This is a genomic window from Streptomyces sp. MP131-18 (assembly GCF_001984575.1).
Classification (GTDB): Bacteria; Actinomycetota; Actinomycetes; order Streptomycetales; family Streptomycetaceae; genus Streptomyces; species Streptomyces johnsoniae.
This window is the reverse complement of sequence record NZ_LZNS01000001.1, coordinates 2,445,518-2,461,245: the sequence shown is the minus strand read 5'-3', so window position 1 is coordinate 2,461,245 and position 15,728 is coordinate 2,445,518. Positions and strand designations below refer to the sequence as shown.

Below are 15,728 nucleotides of genomic sequence, written 5' to 3'. Positions count from 1 at the left end.
ATGTGCGGACGGTATGCGGCGAGCCGTAGGCCAGAGGATCTGGTGGGGCTGTTCGGGGTCGAGCGCTGGGAGCCGGAGCAGGCGCTGCCGGCCGATTGGAACGTGGCGCCCACCAAAGAGGTGTACGCGGTGCTCGACCGCCCGGTGAGGGAGGCGGGGCCCGAGCCGGTGCGGCAGCTGCGTCCGCTGCGGTGGGGTCTGGTGCCGTCCTGGGCGAAGTCGCCGGAGATGGCCGTCAAGATGATCAACGCGCGGGCCGAGACCGTGCACGAGAAGCCGGCGTACCGGCGGCCCTTCGCCGCCCGCCGCTGCCTGCTGCCCGCGGACGGTTACTTCGAATGGGTGACGGGCGGCGGCGAGCGGGCGGAGGAGGAGAAGGGGAAGCGGAAGCGGCCGAGGAAGCAGCCGTACTTCGTGACGCCCGCCGACGGCTCGGTGATGGCGCTGGCCGGTCTTTACGAGTTCTGGCGCGACCGCACGCTGCCCGACGACCACCCCAGGGCCTGGTGGGCGACGTGCACGGTGGTCACCACCGAGGCCGAGACCGCCCCGCTGCCGGACGCGCCGGCCGAGGGGGCGGGCCCGCGTTCGCTGGCCGACATCCACCCCCGGATGCCGCTGGCCCTGCCGCCCGAGCGCTGGGACGCCTGGCTCGATCCGGCCCGTACGGACGCGGACGCGATACGGCCGCTGCTCGCCCCGCCGCCGCCCGGCCACTTCCGCGCCCATCCGGTGCCCACGGCCGTGAGCAATGTGCGCAACAACGGGCCCGACCTCGTGCGGGAGCTGCCCGCACCGGAGGAGGAGACGCTGTTCTGAGGGCCTTCGAGGCGGCGGCCCGCGCGGCGGGGAATGCGCGTCGCGGCGTGCGTGTTGTGCCGTGTGACACGCACTCGCAACGAGGGAGACCGCCCCCATGGGTCCGATCGCCTGCCCGCCGCGTTCCGTCGAGACTCAGCCCCGCAGGGCCGCCGAGGTGGACTGGGCGACGCTCCGGCTGGCCGCCGAGCGGTCCTCCCGACCGGCGCGGACGCCGGGGCGTCGTCTATCCTCCGAAGCGGACCAGCCCGCGACCGGGCTGCTGACGCTTTCGGAGGAGGTGGGTCCGGTCACCGGCACGGACGAGGACACACACGAGGAGACCGAGGCGGAGCGCAACGCCCGGTTCGAGCGTGACGCGCTCGGCTACCTGGACCAGATGTACTCCGCCGCGTTGCGCATGACGCGCAATCCGGCGGATGCCGAGGACCTGGTGCAGGAGACCTACGCCAAGGCGTACGGGTCCTTCCACCAGTTCCGCCAGGGCACCAATCTGAAGGCGTGGATGTACCGCATCCTCACCAACACCTTCATCAACTCCTACCGCAAGAAGCAGCGCGAGCCGCAGCGCAGTGCCGCCGAGGACATCGAGGACTGGCAGCTCGCCCGCGCCGAGTCGCACATGTCGACCGGCCTGCGGTCCGCCGAGTCCCAGGCGCTCGACCACCTGCCGGATTCGGACGTGAAGGAAGCGCTCCAGGCCATTCCCGAGGAGTTCCGCATCGCCGTCTACCTGGCGGACGTCGAAGGGTTTGCCTACAAGGAGATCGCGGACATCATGGGTACTCCGATCGGCACCGTGATGTCCCGGCTGCACCGCGGCCGCCGTCAGCTCCGCGACATGCTCGCGGACTACGCGCGGGAGCGCGGCCTCGTCCCCGCCGGGGCTCAGGAGGGTTCAGGATCATGAGTGGCGACGCGTCGCACCCCACGGACTGCTCGGAGGTCCTGGGCCGCCTGTACGAGTACCTGGACCGTGAGATGCCGGACGGCGACTGCGCGAAGTTCCAGGAGCACATTGACGAGTGCTCTCCGTGTCTGGAGAAATACGGACTGGAGCAGTCCGTGAAGAAGCTCGTCAAGCGCTGCTGCGGCCAGGACGACGTACCGGCCGACCTGCGTTCCAAGGTGCTGGGCCGGATCGACGCGATCCGTGCGGGCGAGGTGGGAGACCCGGCCGTGGGCGGCCGGGTCCCGCCCGCCGAAGGGTCCTGACGGCAGGTTTTTCACCCCGCTGGTTGTCCGTCGTCTCGCGCGCGGCGCCCGCCTGTCCCATCCTGTGAGCAGGCACTCGTCCGCCCATGGTTGGATGCGGCCCGGGACGGACAGGAGAACTGTGAAGTGCACGCAACCAAGCGGGAATCAGGCAGGACAACGTGAGGATCTTCGGCAAAGTCCGCCAGCGCCCGTCCACCGACTGGCGACTGGCCACCAACCGGGCTTTCACCCTCATCGACGACGGCCGCTACGACGACGCCGACGCCCTCCTCACGCGTGCCGCCGATCTTGAGCCCTGGCTCTCGGAGTCCTGGTTCAACCTGGCGTTGCTGCACAAGTTCCGGCACGACTGGGAGCAGGCGCGTTCCGCGGGCCTGCGGGCCGTCGCGCTGCTGGAGAAGGACGCGGGGGCGCCGGACTGGTGGAACGTGGGGATCGCCGCGACCGCGCTCCAGGACTGGCCGCTGGCCCGCCGCGCCTGGCAGGCGTACGGGCTGCCGGTGCCGGGTGCCGCCTCGGTGGCCGCGGAGCCGCTGGGCATGGGGCTCGGCGGCGCGGCGGTGCGGCTCTCGCCCGAGGGTGAGGCCGAGGTCGTGTGGGGCCGGCGGCTCGATCCGGCCAGGATCGAGATCCAGAACATTCCGTTGCCCTCCTCGGGCCGCCGCTGGGGCGAGGTCGTGCTGCACGACGGGGTGCCCCGCGGTGAGCGCACGACGATGTCCGGCGGCGTCGCCTCGGTCTACCCCGTCTTCGACGAGATCGAGCTGTGGGCGCCGTCCGCCGTGCCGACCTGGGTGGTGCTGATCGAGGCGGCCACCGAGGCCGACCGGGACGCCCTGGAGCGGCTGGCCGCGGACGCCGGGTACGCCGCGGAGGACTGGTCCTCCTCGGTGCGGCTGCTGTGCCGGGCCTGCTCGGAGAGCCGCATGCCGAGCGAGGAGGGCGACGGCCTCGCCCAGCACGACCCGCACGACCACAGCGCGCCCGGCCGCCCGGGGCCGCTGGGCCACACCGGCGCCGGGGGCATGTGGTCGCCCGAGCGGGAGTGCGGTCTCGCGGCGCCCGAGTCCCTGGTGCGCGGGCTGCTCGACGGCTGGGTCGCCGACAGCCCCGACACCCGCGAGTGGCGCGATCTCGAAGAGGTCTGCTGAGCCCTGGGCCGGCAGGGCTGAGTCCGGCCCGCCGAGCTGCGGCGGCCCGTAAGCTGTACGGATCATTTCCGGAGCATCACGCGTGACCGAAAGGCATACGGCCGACCATGGCGCAGCAAGACACCGATGAACGGGCCAGCGATGAGTTCATCGACGACACCAAGGACTGTGCGGAGCGGGAGCAGGCGCACCGGGAGCGGGGCACGGTCCGGCCCATCACCGTGGTCGGGCATCCGATGCTGCACCGCGAGTGCCGTGAGGTGACGGAGTTCGACGACGCGCTCGCCGCGCTGATCGACGACATGTTCGCGAGTCAGCGCGCCGCGGAGGGCGTCGGTCTCGCCGCGAACCAGATCGGTGTGGACCTGAAGGTTTTCGTATACGACTGCCCGGACGACGACGGCGTCCGGCACGTCGGGGCCGTATGCAATCCGGTGCTCGACGAACTGCCCGCCGAGTCGCGGGTGCTTGACGACAACAACGAGGGCTGCCTGTCGGTCCCGACGGCCTACGCGGAGCTGCCGCGGCCCGACTACGCGGTGGTGCGCGGCCAGGACGCGACGGGCGCGCCGATCGCCGTGCGCGGCAGCGGCTACTTCGCCCGCTGCCTCCAGCACGAGACGGACCACCTTTACGGCCGCCTCTACATCGACCGGCTCTCGAAGCGGGACCGGAAGCGGGCGCTGAAGATGATGGACGAGGGCACCCCGAAGTACGAAACGGTGCCGAACGAGGAGTGACGCCACGCGGGGCGCGGGGTGAACGCCACAGGGCTGGTCCTCTGGCGTCTCCCCGCCTGGTTGACGCGCGTTGACCCATCGGTCACCCTCGTTGTCGACTCAAGTCGTCGACTCACGTTCTCACCCCACGGAGGCAGCATGTTCAGACGCGCGGTGCGTGTTCTGCTCACTCTTGTCATGATCGGGTCAGCGGCCTTGGCCGGTACGGTCGTCACCGCCGGTACGGCCCACGCGGACGGCTGCTACACCTGGAACAGGACTCTGAGCCAGGGCAGTTCGGGCGAGGACGTCCGGCAGCTCCAGATCCGCGTCGCCGGCTACCCCGGCTACGGCGCGGTCCTCGCCATCGACGGCGAGTACGGCCCGGCGACCGCGGCGGCCGTCACCCGGTTCCAGCAGGCTTACGGGCTCGGCGCCGACGGCGTCGCGGGGCAGCAGACGTTCAACAAGATCTACGCCCTCCAGGACAACGACTGCACGCCCATCCACTTCACCTACGGCGAGATGAACCGCTGCAACACCAGCTGGACGGGCGGCGCCGTCAGCGCCTCGCAGGCCCGCGCCAACGCGCTGGTGGGCATGTGGAAGCTGGAGGCGCTGCGCCACGCCCTCGGTGACCGGCCGCTGACCACCAGCAGCGGCTTCCGTTCGTACGCCTGCAACAACGCGGCCGGCGGCTCCGCCACCAGCCGCCACCTGTACGGCGACGGGATCGACCTCACCGGCACCCCGACGTTCTGCCAGATCGTCCGGCAGGCGCGCTACCACGGCTTCAACGAGATCCTGGGCCCCGGTTACGTGGGACACGACGACCACGCCCACCTGGCGCACCGTTCCTCCCGCTTCTGGTCCGCCCCCAGCTGCGGTATCTGAACGCACCCGTCCCGCCGCCGCACCGGTGCGGCGGCGGGACGGTACCGTGCGGCTCGGCAGCGGATCAGAAGTCGTCGTCGAAGGAGACGTTCCCCTCGACGGCCACCTGGTAGGCGGAGGGCCGCCGTTCGAAGAAGTTGGTCAGCTCCTGGACGTTCTGCAGCTCCATGAACCCGAACGGATTCCTGGAGCCGAACACCGGCGCCAGGCCGAGGCGGACCAGCCGCTGGTCGGCGACACACTCCAGGTACTGCCGCATCGACTCGGTGTTCATGCCCGGCAGTCCGTCGCCGCACAGGTCGCGGGCGAACTGGAGCTCCGCCTCGACGGCCTCCCGCAGCATCGCCGTGACCTCGCGCTCCATCTCCGCGTCGAACAGGTCGGGCTCCTCCCGCCGGACCGTGTCCACGACCGAGAACGCGAACTCCATGTGCATGCTCTCGTCGCGGAACACCCAGTTGGTGCCGGTCGCCAGGCCGTGCAGCAGCCCGCGGGAGCGGAACCAGTACACGTAGGCGAAGGCGCCGTAGAAGAACAGCCCTTCGATGCAGGCCGCGAAGCAGATGAGGTTGAGCAGGAAGCGCCGCCGGTCCGCCCGGCTCTCCAGGCGCGCCAGGTCCTCCACCGAGTCCATCCAGCGGAAGCAGAACTGCGCCTTCTCGCGGATCGACGGAATGTTCTCGACGGCCGCGAACGCCGCCGACCGCTCGTCCGGATCGGGCAGGTAGGTGTCCAGCAGCGTCAGGTAGAACTGGACGTGCACGGCCTCCTCGAACAGCTGCCGCGACAGGTAGAGGCGCGCCTCGGGGGAGTTGATGTGCCGGTAGAGCGTGAGCACCAGGTTGTTGGCGACGATCGAGTCGCCGGTGGCGAAGAAGGCCACCAGGCGCCCGATCAGGTGCTGTTCGCCGGGCGACAGCTTCGCCAGGTCGGCGACGTCGGAGTGGAGGTCGACCTCCTCCACGGTCCAGGTGTTCTTGATGGCGTCCCGGTAGCGCTCGTAGAACTCCGGGTAGCGCATCGGGCGCAGCGTCAGTTCGAAGCCGGGGTCGAGCAGGTTCTTGTGCTGGGCGGGGGCGGTCACTGGCATGCCTCGCAGGACTCGGGGTTCTCCAGGGAGCAGGCGACGGCCTGCTCGGGGACGGACGGGACGGGGGTGACGGTCTGGGCCCCGGCCCCGGCGGCCTGGGCGATCCGGGTGGCCGGGCGCGAACGCAGGTAGTACGTCGTCTTCAGGCCGCGCTTCCAGGCGTAGGCGTACATCGAGCTGAGCTTGCCGATGGTGGGCGAGGCCATGAAGAGGTTGAGCGACTGGCTCTGGTCGAGGTAGGGCGTGCGGGCGGCGGCCATGTCGATCAGGGCGCGCTGCGGCAGCTCCCAGGCCGTGCGGTACAGCGCCCGCACCTCCTCGGGCAGGTCCGGCAGGCCCTCGACCGAGCCGTTGGCCTCGCGCAGGGCCTCGCGGGTGGTGTCGTTCCAGCGGCCGAGGCGCTTGAGGTCGGCCACCAGGTACGTGTTGACCTGGAGGAACTCACCGCTGAGCGTCTCGCGCTTGAACAGGTTGGACACCTGCGGCTCGATGCACTCGTACACGCCGGCGATGGAGGCGATGGTCGCGGTCGGCGCGATGGCGAGCAGCAGCGAATTGCGCATGCCGGTGCGGGCGATGCGCGTCCGAAGGGCCGCCCAGCGGTCCGCCCAGGCGGGCGAGGCGTCGGGGAAGTGGTCCGGGTGCAGCACTCCGCGCGCGGTGCGGGTGGCGTCCCAGGCGGGGTGCGGGCCGTGCCGTTCCGCCAGGTCGGCGGAGGTCTCGTAGGCGGTGAGCATGATGCGTTCCGCGATGCGGGTGGACAGCGTGCGCGCCTCGGGCGAGTCGAACGGCAGCCGCAGCCGGAAGAACACGTCCTGCAGGCCCATGACGCCGAGACCGACGGGGCGCCAGCGGGAGTTGGACGTCGCGGCCTGCTCGGTCGGGTAGAAGTTGATGTCCACGACGCGGTCGAGGAACGTGACGGCGGTGCGGACGGTCGCGTCGAGGCGGTCCCAGTCCAGGGAGCCGTCCTGACCGAGGTGGGCGGCGAGGTTGACCGAGCCGAGGTTGCACACGGCGGTCTGCCCGTCGTCGGTGACCTCGAGGATCTCCGTGCACAGGTTGGAGGAGTGGACGATCGCGCCGGGCTCCGCCGTCTGGTTGGCGGTGCGGTTGGCGGCGTCCTTGAACGTCATCCAGCCGTTGCCGGTCTGCGCGAGCGTCCGCATCATGCGCGCGTACAGCTGCCGGGCCGGAAGCGTCCGCACCGCGAGCCCCTCGGCCTCGGCGCGGCGGTAGGCGGCGTCGAAGTCCTCGCCCCACAGGTCCGTGAGCGCGGGCACGTCGGCGGGCGAGAACAGCGACCAGTCGGCGTCGGCCTCGACGCGGCGCATGAACTCGTCCGGAATCCAGTGCGCCAGGTTCAGGTTGTGGGTGCGGCGCGCCTCCTCGCCGGTGTTGTCGCGCAGTTCGAGGAACTCCTCAAGGTCCGCGTGCCAGGTCTCCAGGTAGACGCAGGCGGCGCCCTTGCGCCGGCCGCCCTGGTTGACGGCGGCGACGGAGGAGTCGAGGGTGCGCAGGAACGGGACGATGCCGTTGGACTTGCCGTTCGTCCCGCGGATCAGGGAGCCGCGGGCCCTGATCCTGCTGTAGGACAGGCCGATGCCGCCGGCGTGCTTGGAGAGGCGGGCGACCTGGTGGTAGCGCTCGTAGATCGAGTCCAGCTCGTCCTTGGGCGAGTCGAGCAGGTAGCAGGACGACATCTGCGGGTGCCTGGTACCGGAGTTGAACAGGGTGGGGGAGGACGGCAGGTAGGCGAGGGTGCTGGTCAGCCGGTACAGCTCGGCGACCTCAGCCAGGGCGCGGTCGGAGTCGCCGTCGGCCAGGCCGCAGGCGACGCGGAGGAGGAAGTGCTGCGGGGTCTCGATGACGCGGCGTTCGGTGGGGTGCCGCAGCAGGTAGCGGGACTCGACGGTGCGCAGCCCGAAGTACTCGAACCGGTCGTCGGCGCCGTCCGCGACGGCCCGTTCGACCAGCGCGTCGAGCCGGTCGGCGTGCCGGCGCACGAACGCGGCGGTGGCGTCGCCGATGAGCCCCTCGCGGTGGCCGGTGGCGATCGAGGCGGAGAACGAGACGGCGCCCTGCGCGGCGGCTTCGTCGCGGATGGCGAGGGTGAGCAGCCGGGCCGCGAGCCGGGAGTAGGCGGGCTCCTCGGCGATGAGTCCGGCCGCGGCCTCGATGGCGAGCGAGCGCAACTCGGCCTCGTCCGAACCGGCGTGACGGCCGCGGAGCACGGCGGTCGCCACCCGGTCGGGGTCGGCGTATTGCAGGTCGGCGGTGAGGTCGGTCAGCAGGCGCGGCAGCGCGGCTGTAACCGGCTCCGCGGGTGCGACGGGTGCAGTGGTCACTCGATGCTCTCCCTCGAATCGCGGCGGCCCCTTGAGGGCAGGCGGGCGCATCGAGGCATGCGTGTGACAAGGCAAAGGCATACCGCGAGACGTCCGTCGGCCCAGCCCACGAGGCCCGGACATGGTTGGTGCCGTCCGCAGTGGTCGGACTCACGACGGGCAGCACGAGTCCGCCCATCGCACACCGTTGCGGGACAGTTCCGGATTTACACCGGATTCCCTGCGGCGACAGCGAGCACGAGCATACATGTTGTGCCGAGCGATTCGAGGGCCCCTATATGTTGTGCTGTTCGTCTCCCTCATCCGCAAGCTCACGTGCGAACACGTGAAGCGGGAACCCCGGAACGGCCTCCCAGTCGCGCTCAGGCGCCCGAACGAACCCCAGCCGCGTGTACAGCCGGTGGGCCGTGTGCATTCGCGACTGACTGGAAAGGACGACACGCCGCTGCCCGAGTCGGCGCGCCCGGTGCAGGCAGGCGCGCACCAGCGCCTCCCCGGCACCGCGGCCGCGCGCCGCGGGCACGACCGCGAGCATCCGGAACTCCGCCTCGCCCGGCCCCGCGACGTTCGCGAACGGGCCCCCGTCGCCGACGAACGTGACGCAGCCGAGCAGCTCACCGGCGGGCTCCGTGGCGACCAGCACCTCGGCGTGCCGGGCGCGGCCGCGGGCGTCGCGCAGTGTGGGCAGGTAGGGGTCCTCGGTGCCGAAGGTCAGCAGCCCGTCGCCGAGGTAGGTGGCGGCGACCAGCTCCCCGGCGCGGTCGAGCTCGCCGGGCTCGGCGTTCCTGATGACGATGTCCATGGGGCCATCCTCGCCGCGGACGGTGTGCCGCTCAGCGGATTTTCCGCGGTCCGCCGCCGTCCGCCGCCGTCCGCCGCCGTCCGCCGCCGGTCAGCGGCCCGCGGCCCGCAGGACGAAGAAGCCGGCCTCCTGGGCGGTCACCTGCCAGCGGGGGCCTTCCGGGTAGAGCTGCGCGACGTAGTCGGCCACGGACTCGGCGCTGTGCGCCGGGTCGTAGTAGGCGACCCAGTCCGGCACCAGGTCGCCGCTGCCGCCGATCCAGAAGACCCGGCAGCGCTGCGTCAGCTGGGAGATGGGCCGCACGTTCGCCGCGACCTCCGCGCCGTCGGGGATGGTGTCGAGCACGCGGGCGCCCGCCTCCGCCACGGGCCCCGGCCGGTAGGTCTCGGCGCGGGTGAGGGCGGCGGCGGGCAGGGCGGTGCTGAGCGCGAGCGCGGCGGCCAGGGCGGCGGCGGGCAGGTGGTGGGCGTAGGTGCGCAGCCAGGGCCGCAGGGAGCGGCGGCTGCGCGCCACGGCATCGGCCAGGGCGAGGGCGGTGACCGGCATGAGCACCGCGCTGTAGTGCCAGTCGGTGGACCAGTAGTGCGGGTCCTGGGACACGAACCGCCAGCCGAGGGTGGGCAGGGCGGCGATCAGCAGCGGGGAGCGCAGGGCGAGCAGCCCGGTGGTGGGCACCAGCACCCACAGCAGCGTGCGCAGCTTCTCCTCGGTCCCGGTCAGCAGGGCGTCGGCGGGGCCGCCGCCGCCCTCGCCGAGCTTCGTCCAGTAGTCGTACTCGCCGCCCGCGTTGAACGCTGGTATGAGGACGGCCAGGGTCAGCGCGCAGCCCGCCACGCACAGCGCGGCGGTGGTGAGCGCGCCGGTGGCGGCGCGGGGGCGGGAGTGCCACGTCCTGACGGCGACGACGAAGGCGATCGCGGCGGCGGTCAGCCCCAGGTCCTCCTTGACGAACAGCAGCGGAACGGCCCAGCACAGCGCGGCGCGCCACCGTTCCCGCAGGACGGCTTCGAGGGCGAACGCGATGAGCGGCACGGCGAACGCGATCTCGTGGAAGTCGAAGTCCACGGCGCGTTGCACACCCCAGGACAGCCCGTAGGCGGTGCCGAGGGCCGCGCCCGCGGCGCGGCCCAGCAGGTGCGCGGCGGCGCGGGTGACGGGGACGACGGCGAGCGCGAACAGGGCGGCCTGCGCGACGAGGAGCGTCACCGGGCCGGGGAAGAGGCGGTAGAACGGGGCGATCAGCGCGGTCACCGGGCTGAAGTGGTCGCCCAGGATGGGGAAGTCGGGGCCCTTGAGGTCGGAGACCGGGGTTTCGAGGCGGGCGTAGGAGCGGACGACCTGCTCGAAGATGCCCAGGTCCCAGGAGCGGTTCTCCCAGCGCAGCCAGCGGGTCACCGATATGGCCGCGTAGACGGCGAAGAACGCGGCGGCGAGCAGCCACGGGTCGAGGCGCCCGGTGCGCCAGGCGCGCGCCGTGGCGCGCGCCGCGCGTATTCGCCGGCCGGCGGGCGGCTCGGCCGCCGCCGGCTCACCGGGCGCGGGGGCGGGCGGCGCCGCCGGTGGGCCGGTACGGCCTTCTTCGGACACCGTTCTCCTCCACGCCCGCCTGGTCATCGAAGAACGGTACGAGAACGCCGGGGGGCGCGGGCAGCCGGGGGCCGCGCGACCGGGCCCGGCGGGCCGGGCCGGGCCGCGCGGCCCGGCCCGGCGCGGGTCAGCAGCAGCCGCGGTGGTGACCGTTGCGCGGGTCGGCGTAGCGCGCGTCGGTGCGGCGCCGTTCGAACTCGCGGCGGGTGGGCACCGGTGCGCCGGGGTCGTGCCGCGCGAGCCAGGCGACGTGGCGCTCGTAGGCGGTCTCGCCGGTGAACTCGGTGACGTACCAGCGCACCCAGGCCGCGGCGCGGCGCGGGGCCGTGACGAGGCGGCTCATGTGCGGGCCTCGGGGGCGCGGTCGCCCGCGGCCTGTTCGGGGATGCCACCGCCGGGGCCGAGCCCGGCCGCGGCGAGTTCGGCGCGTTCCTCCTTGGTGGCGACGAGTCCGGCCGGGGCGATCATCTTCGACTCCTGGTACGGCGCCTCCTTCAGCGTGACGGAGGCCGGGGTGCGGATGGCCTTCAGGCACACGCGCAGCGCGTCGGCGAACACGACGAGGACGAGCAGCGCGAGCGCGGCGGAGATCACCGCGTCGACGGTCGCGTTGTTGACGATGGTCCGCATGTCGTCCATGTCGGCGGCGCCCGGCAGCAGCTGTCCCGCGTCGATGCCGTCCTGGTACTGGTCGCGGCGGGCGAGGAAGCCGACGGCCGGGTCGCCGGAGAAGACTTTCTGCCAGCTGGCGGTGAGCGTGACCAGGGACACCCAGGCGAACGGCACGAAGGTCACCCAGGCGTATTTGAGCCGCCCCGCCTTGATCAGCAGCAGAGTGCAGATGCCCAGGGCCACGGCGCCGAGGAGCTGGTTGGAGATGCCGAAGATCGGATACAGCGTGTTGATGCCGCCGAGCGGGTCGTTGACGCCGACCCACAGCAGCCAGCCCCACAGTCCGACGACGATCGCGCTGGTGAGCCAGACGCCGGGCAGCCAGGTGTTGGAACGCAGACGGCCGAGCCCCGGAATGCTGCCGAGGGCGTCCTGGAGGATGAACCGGCCGACGCGCGTTCCCGCGTCTATGGCGGTGAGGATGAACAGCGCCTCGAACATGATCGCGAAGTGGTACCAGAAGCTCATCATGCTGTCGCCGCCGATGATGTCGGCGAGGATGCCCGCGAGGCCGAGGGCCAGCGTCGGCGCCCCGCCGGTTCTGGACAGCAGCGACTCCTCCTCGACGGACTCCGCCGCTTCGGCGAGCTGCTCGGGGGTCAGCATGAAGCCCCAGGAGGAGATGGTGTCCGAGGCGGACTGGAGGGTGTCGCCGATGACGGCGGGCGGCGCGTTCATCGCGAAGTACACGCCGGGGTCGAGGACGCAGGCGGCGGTGATGGCCATGACCGCGACCGAGGACTCCATGAGCATCGCGCCGTAGCCGATGCTGCGGACCTGCGTCTCCTTCTGGATCATCTTCGGCGTGGTCCCGGAGGAGATCAGCGCGTGGAAGCCGGAGACCGCGCCGCAGGCGATGGTGATGAAGACGAACGGGAACATCGACCCGGCGAACACCGGCCCTTCGCCGTTGGACGCGAAGTCGGTGACCGCCTCCATCTGCAGCCCCGGCAGGGTGACGACGATGGCGACGGCGAGCAGGGCGATGGTGCCGATCTTCATGAACGTCGACAGGTAGTCGCGCGGCACGAGCAGCAGCCACACCGGCACCACGGAGGCGGCGAAGCCGTAGAGCACCAGCCAGATGACCAGCGTGCTCGGGTCCAGCGTGAACGCCTCGGCCCAGCTGGAGTTGGCGACCCAGCGGCCGGCCGCGATGACGAACAGCAGCAGCGCGATGCCGATCACGGTGACCTCGGCGACGCGGCCGGGGCGCAGGAAGCGGAGGTAGATGCCCATGAACAGGGCGATGGGGATGGTCATGCCGACCGAGAACGCGCCCCAGGGCGACTCCGCCAGCGCGTTGACCACCACCAGGGCCAGCACCGCCAGCAGGATGATCATGATGGCGAAGATGGCCAGGACCGCGGCGGTGCCGCCGACCGGGCCGATCTCCTCGCGGGCGATCTGGCCGAGGCTCTTGCCGTCCCTGCGGGTGGAGAAGAAGAGCACAACCATGTCCTGGACGGCGCCCGCGAAGATCACGCCGACGATGATCCAGATGGTGCCCGGCAGGTACCCCATCTGCGCGGCCAGCACCGGGCCGACGAGCGGCCCGGCGCCGGAGATGCCCGCGAAGTGGTGGCCGAGCAGCACCCGACGGTCGGTCGGGTGGTAGTCGAGACCGTCGGCGAGCCGTTCCGCGGGCGTGGCCCTGGTGTGGTCGGTCCGCAGGACCCGGGTGGCGATGTAACGGGCGTAGAAGCGGTACGCGATGGCGTACGAGCCGAGGGCCGCGGCGACCATCCACGCGGCGGAGACCTCCTCGCCGCGGGACAGCGCCAGCATGGCCCAGCCGACCCCGCCGACGACGGCGACGGCCGTCCAGACGACGATGGAACGTGGGTGTACCTGCCGCCCCTGACGTGCTCGTGGTGGGGATTGCACGATGTCCTCCCGCCGGTGATCACTCGCTGACTCGCCGGAATCTAGGCCAGGAGCGGCTGGAAGACCATGGGGCGGACACGGTCCGCGGTCATCGGCGGGGAACCGGGCCCCTCAGCGGGGCGCGGAGGGGTGCGGACGTTCCAGATTGGCCACGAACTTATAACGGTCGCCCCGGTAGACCGACCTGACCCACTCCACGGGCTCGCCCCCGCTGTCGCGCGAGTGGCGCGACAGCATCAGCATCGGAAGGCCGACGTCCGTGCCGAGCAGGCCCGCCTCGCGGGGGTTGGCCAGCGAGGTCTCGATGGTCTCCTCGGCGTGCGCCAGGTGCACGTCGTAGACCTCGGCCAGGGCCGTGTACAGCGATGTGTAGCGGACCAGGCTGCGCCGCAGCGCGGGGAAGCGCTCCTGGGACAGGTGCGTGGTCTCTATCGCCATCGGTTCGCCGCTGGCCAGGCGCAGCCGCTCGATGCGCAGCACCCGGCCGCCCTCGGGCAGGTCGAGCAGGCGGCTGAGCCGTTCGTCCGCGGTGATGTAGCCGATCTCCAGCAACTGGGAGGTCGGCTCCAGGCCCTGGGCCCGCATATCCTCGGTGTAGGAGGTCAGTTGGAGGGCCTGGGAGACCTTCGGCTTGGCGACGAACGTGCCCTTGCCCTGGATGCGTTCGAGGCGGCCCTCGACGACCAGCTCCTGGAGCGCCTGACGCACCGTGGTGCGCGAGGTGTCGAACTCACTGGCGAGGGAGCGCTCCGGCGGCACGGGGGTGCCGGGAGGAAGAGTCTCCGTCATCTGTTGCAGATGGCGCTTGAGGCGGTAGTACTTAGGGACACGGGCAGTGCGGGTACGGTCGGTGCCGTCCGGGCCTGTGGCGGGGGAAGTGGCGCCCGCGGGGCCGGCGGCGCCTGCGGTCACTCCACCGTCCCTGGCCATGGCACGCCTTCCCGACTCGTTCTGTTCTGCCGTCACCGGCTCCTCCGACACATCGCAGCTGACATCGTGACACGGGCCCGACAACCGCGGTGCCCCCGGGCAGATGTCGGTCCGGTAACGGACAGCGGCTGCCGCTCGTGGGCCCTTGACACCCCGGCGTGGTCTAGTCCAGGCTCCGTGCAACTGGTCTACACCTCTTGTCTACACCACTAACGTAACGGTCGTCCCCAGGCCACAGAGTGGGGGGTCCGGCTCTTTTTTGAGGAGGGTGACGTGAAGCGCAAGCTGATCGCTGCCGTCGGTGTGACGGCCCTGACGGCCGCCTTGGCCGCCTGCGGCGACGACGGCAGTGGGGGGGACGGCGGCGACGCCGATTCCATCACCGTCTGGCTCATGGACGGTTCCGCTCCGGAGCCGTGGGTCGACGAGCTGACCGCGGCGTTCGAGGAGGAGCACGACGTCCAGGTCAATGTCGAGATCCAGCAGTGGGACGGCATCCAGGACCGGCTGACCACGGCCCTGTCCGAGGACGGCACCGTCGACGTGCTGGAGCTCGGCAACACCCAGACCGTCGGCTACGCCAACACCGGTGGCCTCGCCGACCTGAGCGACCTGGCGGACGAGCCCTGGTCGGAAAACATGCTGGCCTCCGCCGAGGTCGACGGCACGCTGTACGCCGTGCCCTGGTACGGCGCCAACCGGGTGGTCATTTACGACCAGAGCGTCTGGGCGGACGCCGGCGCCGAGGTGCCCACCACACGGGACGAGTGGGTCGAGGCGCTGGAGCTGATCGACGAGAACACCGAGGCCCAGCCCATCTACCTGCCCGGCCAGAGCTACTACGTGATGGGTGGCTTCGTCGCCGACGAGGGCGGCGCGTTCGCCGTCGAGGACGGCGAGGAGTGGGCCGGTTCGCTGGCCACGCCCGAGGGCGAGGCGGGCATGGAGTTCTACCGCACGCTCCAGTCCTTCTCCGAGGCGCCGGCCGACATCGACGAGGCCGAGCCGCAGCAGTCCGTCGACATCGTGCCCAACCAGGAGATCGGCTCCTGGATCGGCCTCGGCTGGGAGGCCGCGGGCGCCATCGCCGCCATCGAGGAGGCCGGCGGCGAGGCCGACTTCGGCTACTTCCCGGTGCCGGGCAAGACCGCCGACCAGTTGGGCAACGTCTTCCTCGGCGGCTCCAACCTGGCCGTCTCCGAGCGGGCCGGAAACCCGGACCTGGCCATGGAGTTCCTCCGCCTGGCCACCTCGCAGGAATACGCGCAGAAGTTCGTCGACGCCAACGGCGACGGCGTCGTGCCCAACCGCACCGACGTCACGGCCGAGCCGGAGCCGGGCAGCTTCGCCGAGGCGATGGTGGCCTCCGCGGACGTCGGCTTCCTGCCGCCCCTCACCACCGGTTGGGCGAACGTGGAGACCGAGCCCAACCCCATCAAGGAACTGATGACCAAGGCACTCAACGGCGACGACTACCAGACCGCCGCCGAGGAGGCCGACGCGGAGATCACCACCCGGATCAACCGCGAGTAGCACGTGACACCGGGGTGCCGCCGGCCCGCCGGCGGCACCCCTCAAGACCCCGTCCCGGCCGTTCGGGCGGCGGTGCCG

The 15,728-nt window shown here is 71.5% G+C and carries 14 protein-coding genes and 1 riboswitch; of the genes, 7 read left to right on the top strand and 7 right to left on the bottom strand.

Translation table 11 applies throughout. The features are described from left to right. The 6 genes from STBA_RS10735 to STBA_RS10710 all read left to right on the top strand — a co-directional run bounded on the left by STBA_RS10735 (position 1) and on the right by STBA_RS10710 (position 4,801). Positions 1 to 819, top strand: coding sequence for an SOS response-associated peptidase (locus STBA_RS10735; protein ID WP_077059032.1), 819 nt, complete (start codon positions 1 to 3; stop codon positions 817 to 819). Positions 820 to 916: 97 nt separating this feature from the next. After that, on the top strand, positions 917 to 1,729 hold the full coding sequence (locus STBA_RS10730; protein ID WP_077059031.1) for a sigma-70 family RNA polymerase sigma factor: 813 nt from the start codon (positions 917 to 919) through the stop codon (positions 1,727 to 1,729). Next, the gene (gene rsrA / locus STBA_RS10725; protein WP_077059030.1) at positions 1,726 to 2,034 is read left to right on the top strand and encodes a mycothiol system anti-sigma-R factor; all 309 of its coding nucleotides are present in this window, start codon (positions 1,726 to 1,728) and stop codon (positions 2,032 to 2,034) included. Before STBA_RS10730 ends, rsrA begins: the two co-directional genes overlap by 4 nt. 161 nt (positions 2,035 to 2,195) lie before the next feature. Further along, positions 2,196 to 3,188 (top strand): tetratricopeptide repeat protein, encoded by a 993-nt coding sequence (locus STBA_RS10720; RefSeq protein WP_077059029.1) that lies wholly within the window; start codon positions 2,196 to 2,198, stop codon positions 3,186 to 3,188. A 107-nt stretch (positions 3,189 to 3,295) separates the two neighbouring features. After that, positions 3,296 to 3,928, top strand: a complete 633-nt coding sequence (def, locus tag STBA_RS10715; RefSeq protein WP_077059028.1) for a peptide deformylase — start codon at positions 3,296 to 3,298, stop codon at positions 3,926 to 3,928. A gap of 138 nt (positions 3,929 to 4,066) precedes the next feature. Further along, complete coding sequence (locus STBA_RS10710) at positions 4,067 to 4,801, top strand: D-Ala-D-Ala carboxypeptidase family metallohydrolase (protein ID WP_077059027.1); 735 nt, start codon at positions 4,067 to 4,069, stop codon at positions 4,799 to 4,801. 64 nt (positions 4,802 to 4,865) lie between these two features. On the opposite strand, the gene STBA_RS10705 is transcribed toward STBA_RS10710, so the two are convergent. From STBA_RS10705 to STBA_RS10675, 7 genes are all read right to left on the bottom strand, one after another. After that, positions 4,866 to 5,891 (bottom strand): ribonucleotide-diphosphate reductase subunit beta, encoded by a 1,026-nt coding sequence (locus tag STBA_RS10705; RefSeq protein ID WP_077059026.1) that lies wholly within the window; start codon positions 5,889 to 5,891, stop codon positions 4,866 to 4,868. Beyond that, entirely contained in the window at positions 5,882 to 8,290 is a 2,409-nt protein-coding gene (locus tag STBA_RS10700) for a ribonucleoside-diphosphate reductase subunit alpha (RefSeq protein WP_079251843.1), read from the bottom strand. The genes STBA_RS10705 and STBA_RS10700 overlap by 10 nt, the downstream gene beginning before the upstream one ends. A 67-nt stretch (positions 8,291 to 8,357) precedes the next feature. Continuing rightward, positions 8,358 to 8,497: riboswitch (cobalamin riboswitch) on the bottom strand. A 16-nt stretch (positions 8,498 to 8,513) separates the two neighbouring features. After that, positions 8,514 to 9,041, bottom strand: a complete 528-nt coding sequence (locus STBA_RS10695) for a GNAT family N-acetyltransferase (RefSeq protein WP_077059024.1) — start codon at positions 9,039 to 9,041, stop codon at positions 8,514 to 8,516. A 90-nt stretch (positions 9,042 to 9,131) separates the two neighbouring features. Next, on the bottom strand, positions 9,132 to 10,628 hold the full coding sequence (locus tag STBA_RS10690; RefSeq protein WP_253194636.1) for a DUF2079 domain-containing protein: 1,497 nt from the start codon (positions 10,626 to 10,628) through the stop codon (positions 9,132 to 9,134). A gap of 127 nt (positions 10,629 to 10,755) precedes the next feature. Further along, on the bottom strand, positions 10,756 to 10,971 hold the full coding sequence (locus tag STBA_RS10685; RefSeq protein WP_077059023.1) for a CstA-like transporter-associated (seleno)protein: 216 nt from the start codon (positions 10,969 to 10,971) through the stop codon (positions 10,756 to 10,758). Then, positions 10,968 to 13,088, bottom strand: coding sequence for a carbon starvation CstA family protein (locus tag STBA_RS10680; protein ID WP_171987874.1), 2,121 nt, complete (start codon positions 13,086 to 13,088; stop codon positions 10,968 to 10,970). The genes STBA_RS10685 and STBA_RS10680 overlap by 4 nt, the downstream gene beginning before the upstream one ends. 210 nt (positions 13,089 to 13,298) lie before the next feature. Continuing rightward, positions 13,299 to 14,117, bottom strand: a complete 819-nt coding sequence (locus STBA_RS10675) for a GntR family transcriptional regulator (protein ID WP_077059021.1) — start codon at positions 14,115 to 14,117, stop codon at positions 13,299 to 13,301. 273 nt (positions 14,118 to 14,390) lie between these two features. Here STBA_RS10675 and STBA_RS10670 point away from each other — a divergent pair, with 273 nt between their 5' ends. Then, a complete protein-coding gene (locus tag STBA_RS10670) occupies positions 14,391 to 15,650 on the top strand; it encodes an extracellular solute-binding protein (RefSeq protein ID WP_077059020.1) in 1,260 nt (419 codons plus the stop codon). The last annotated feature ends 78 nt before the right edge of the window (positions 15,651 to 15,728 follow it).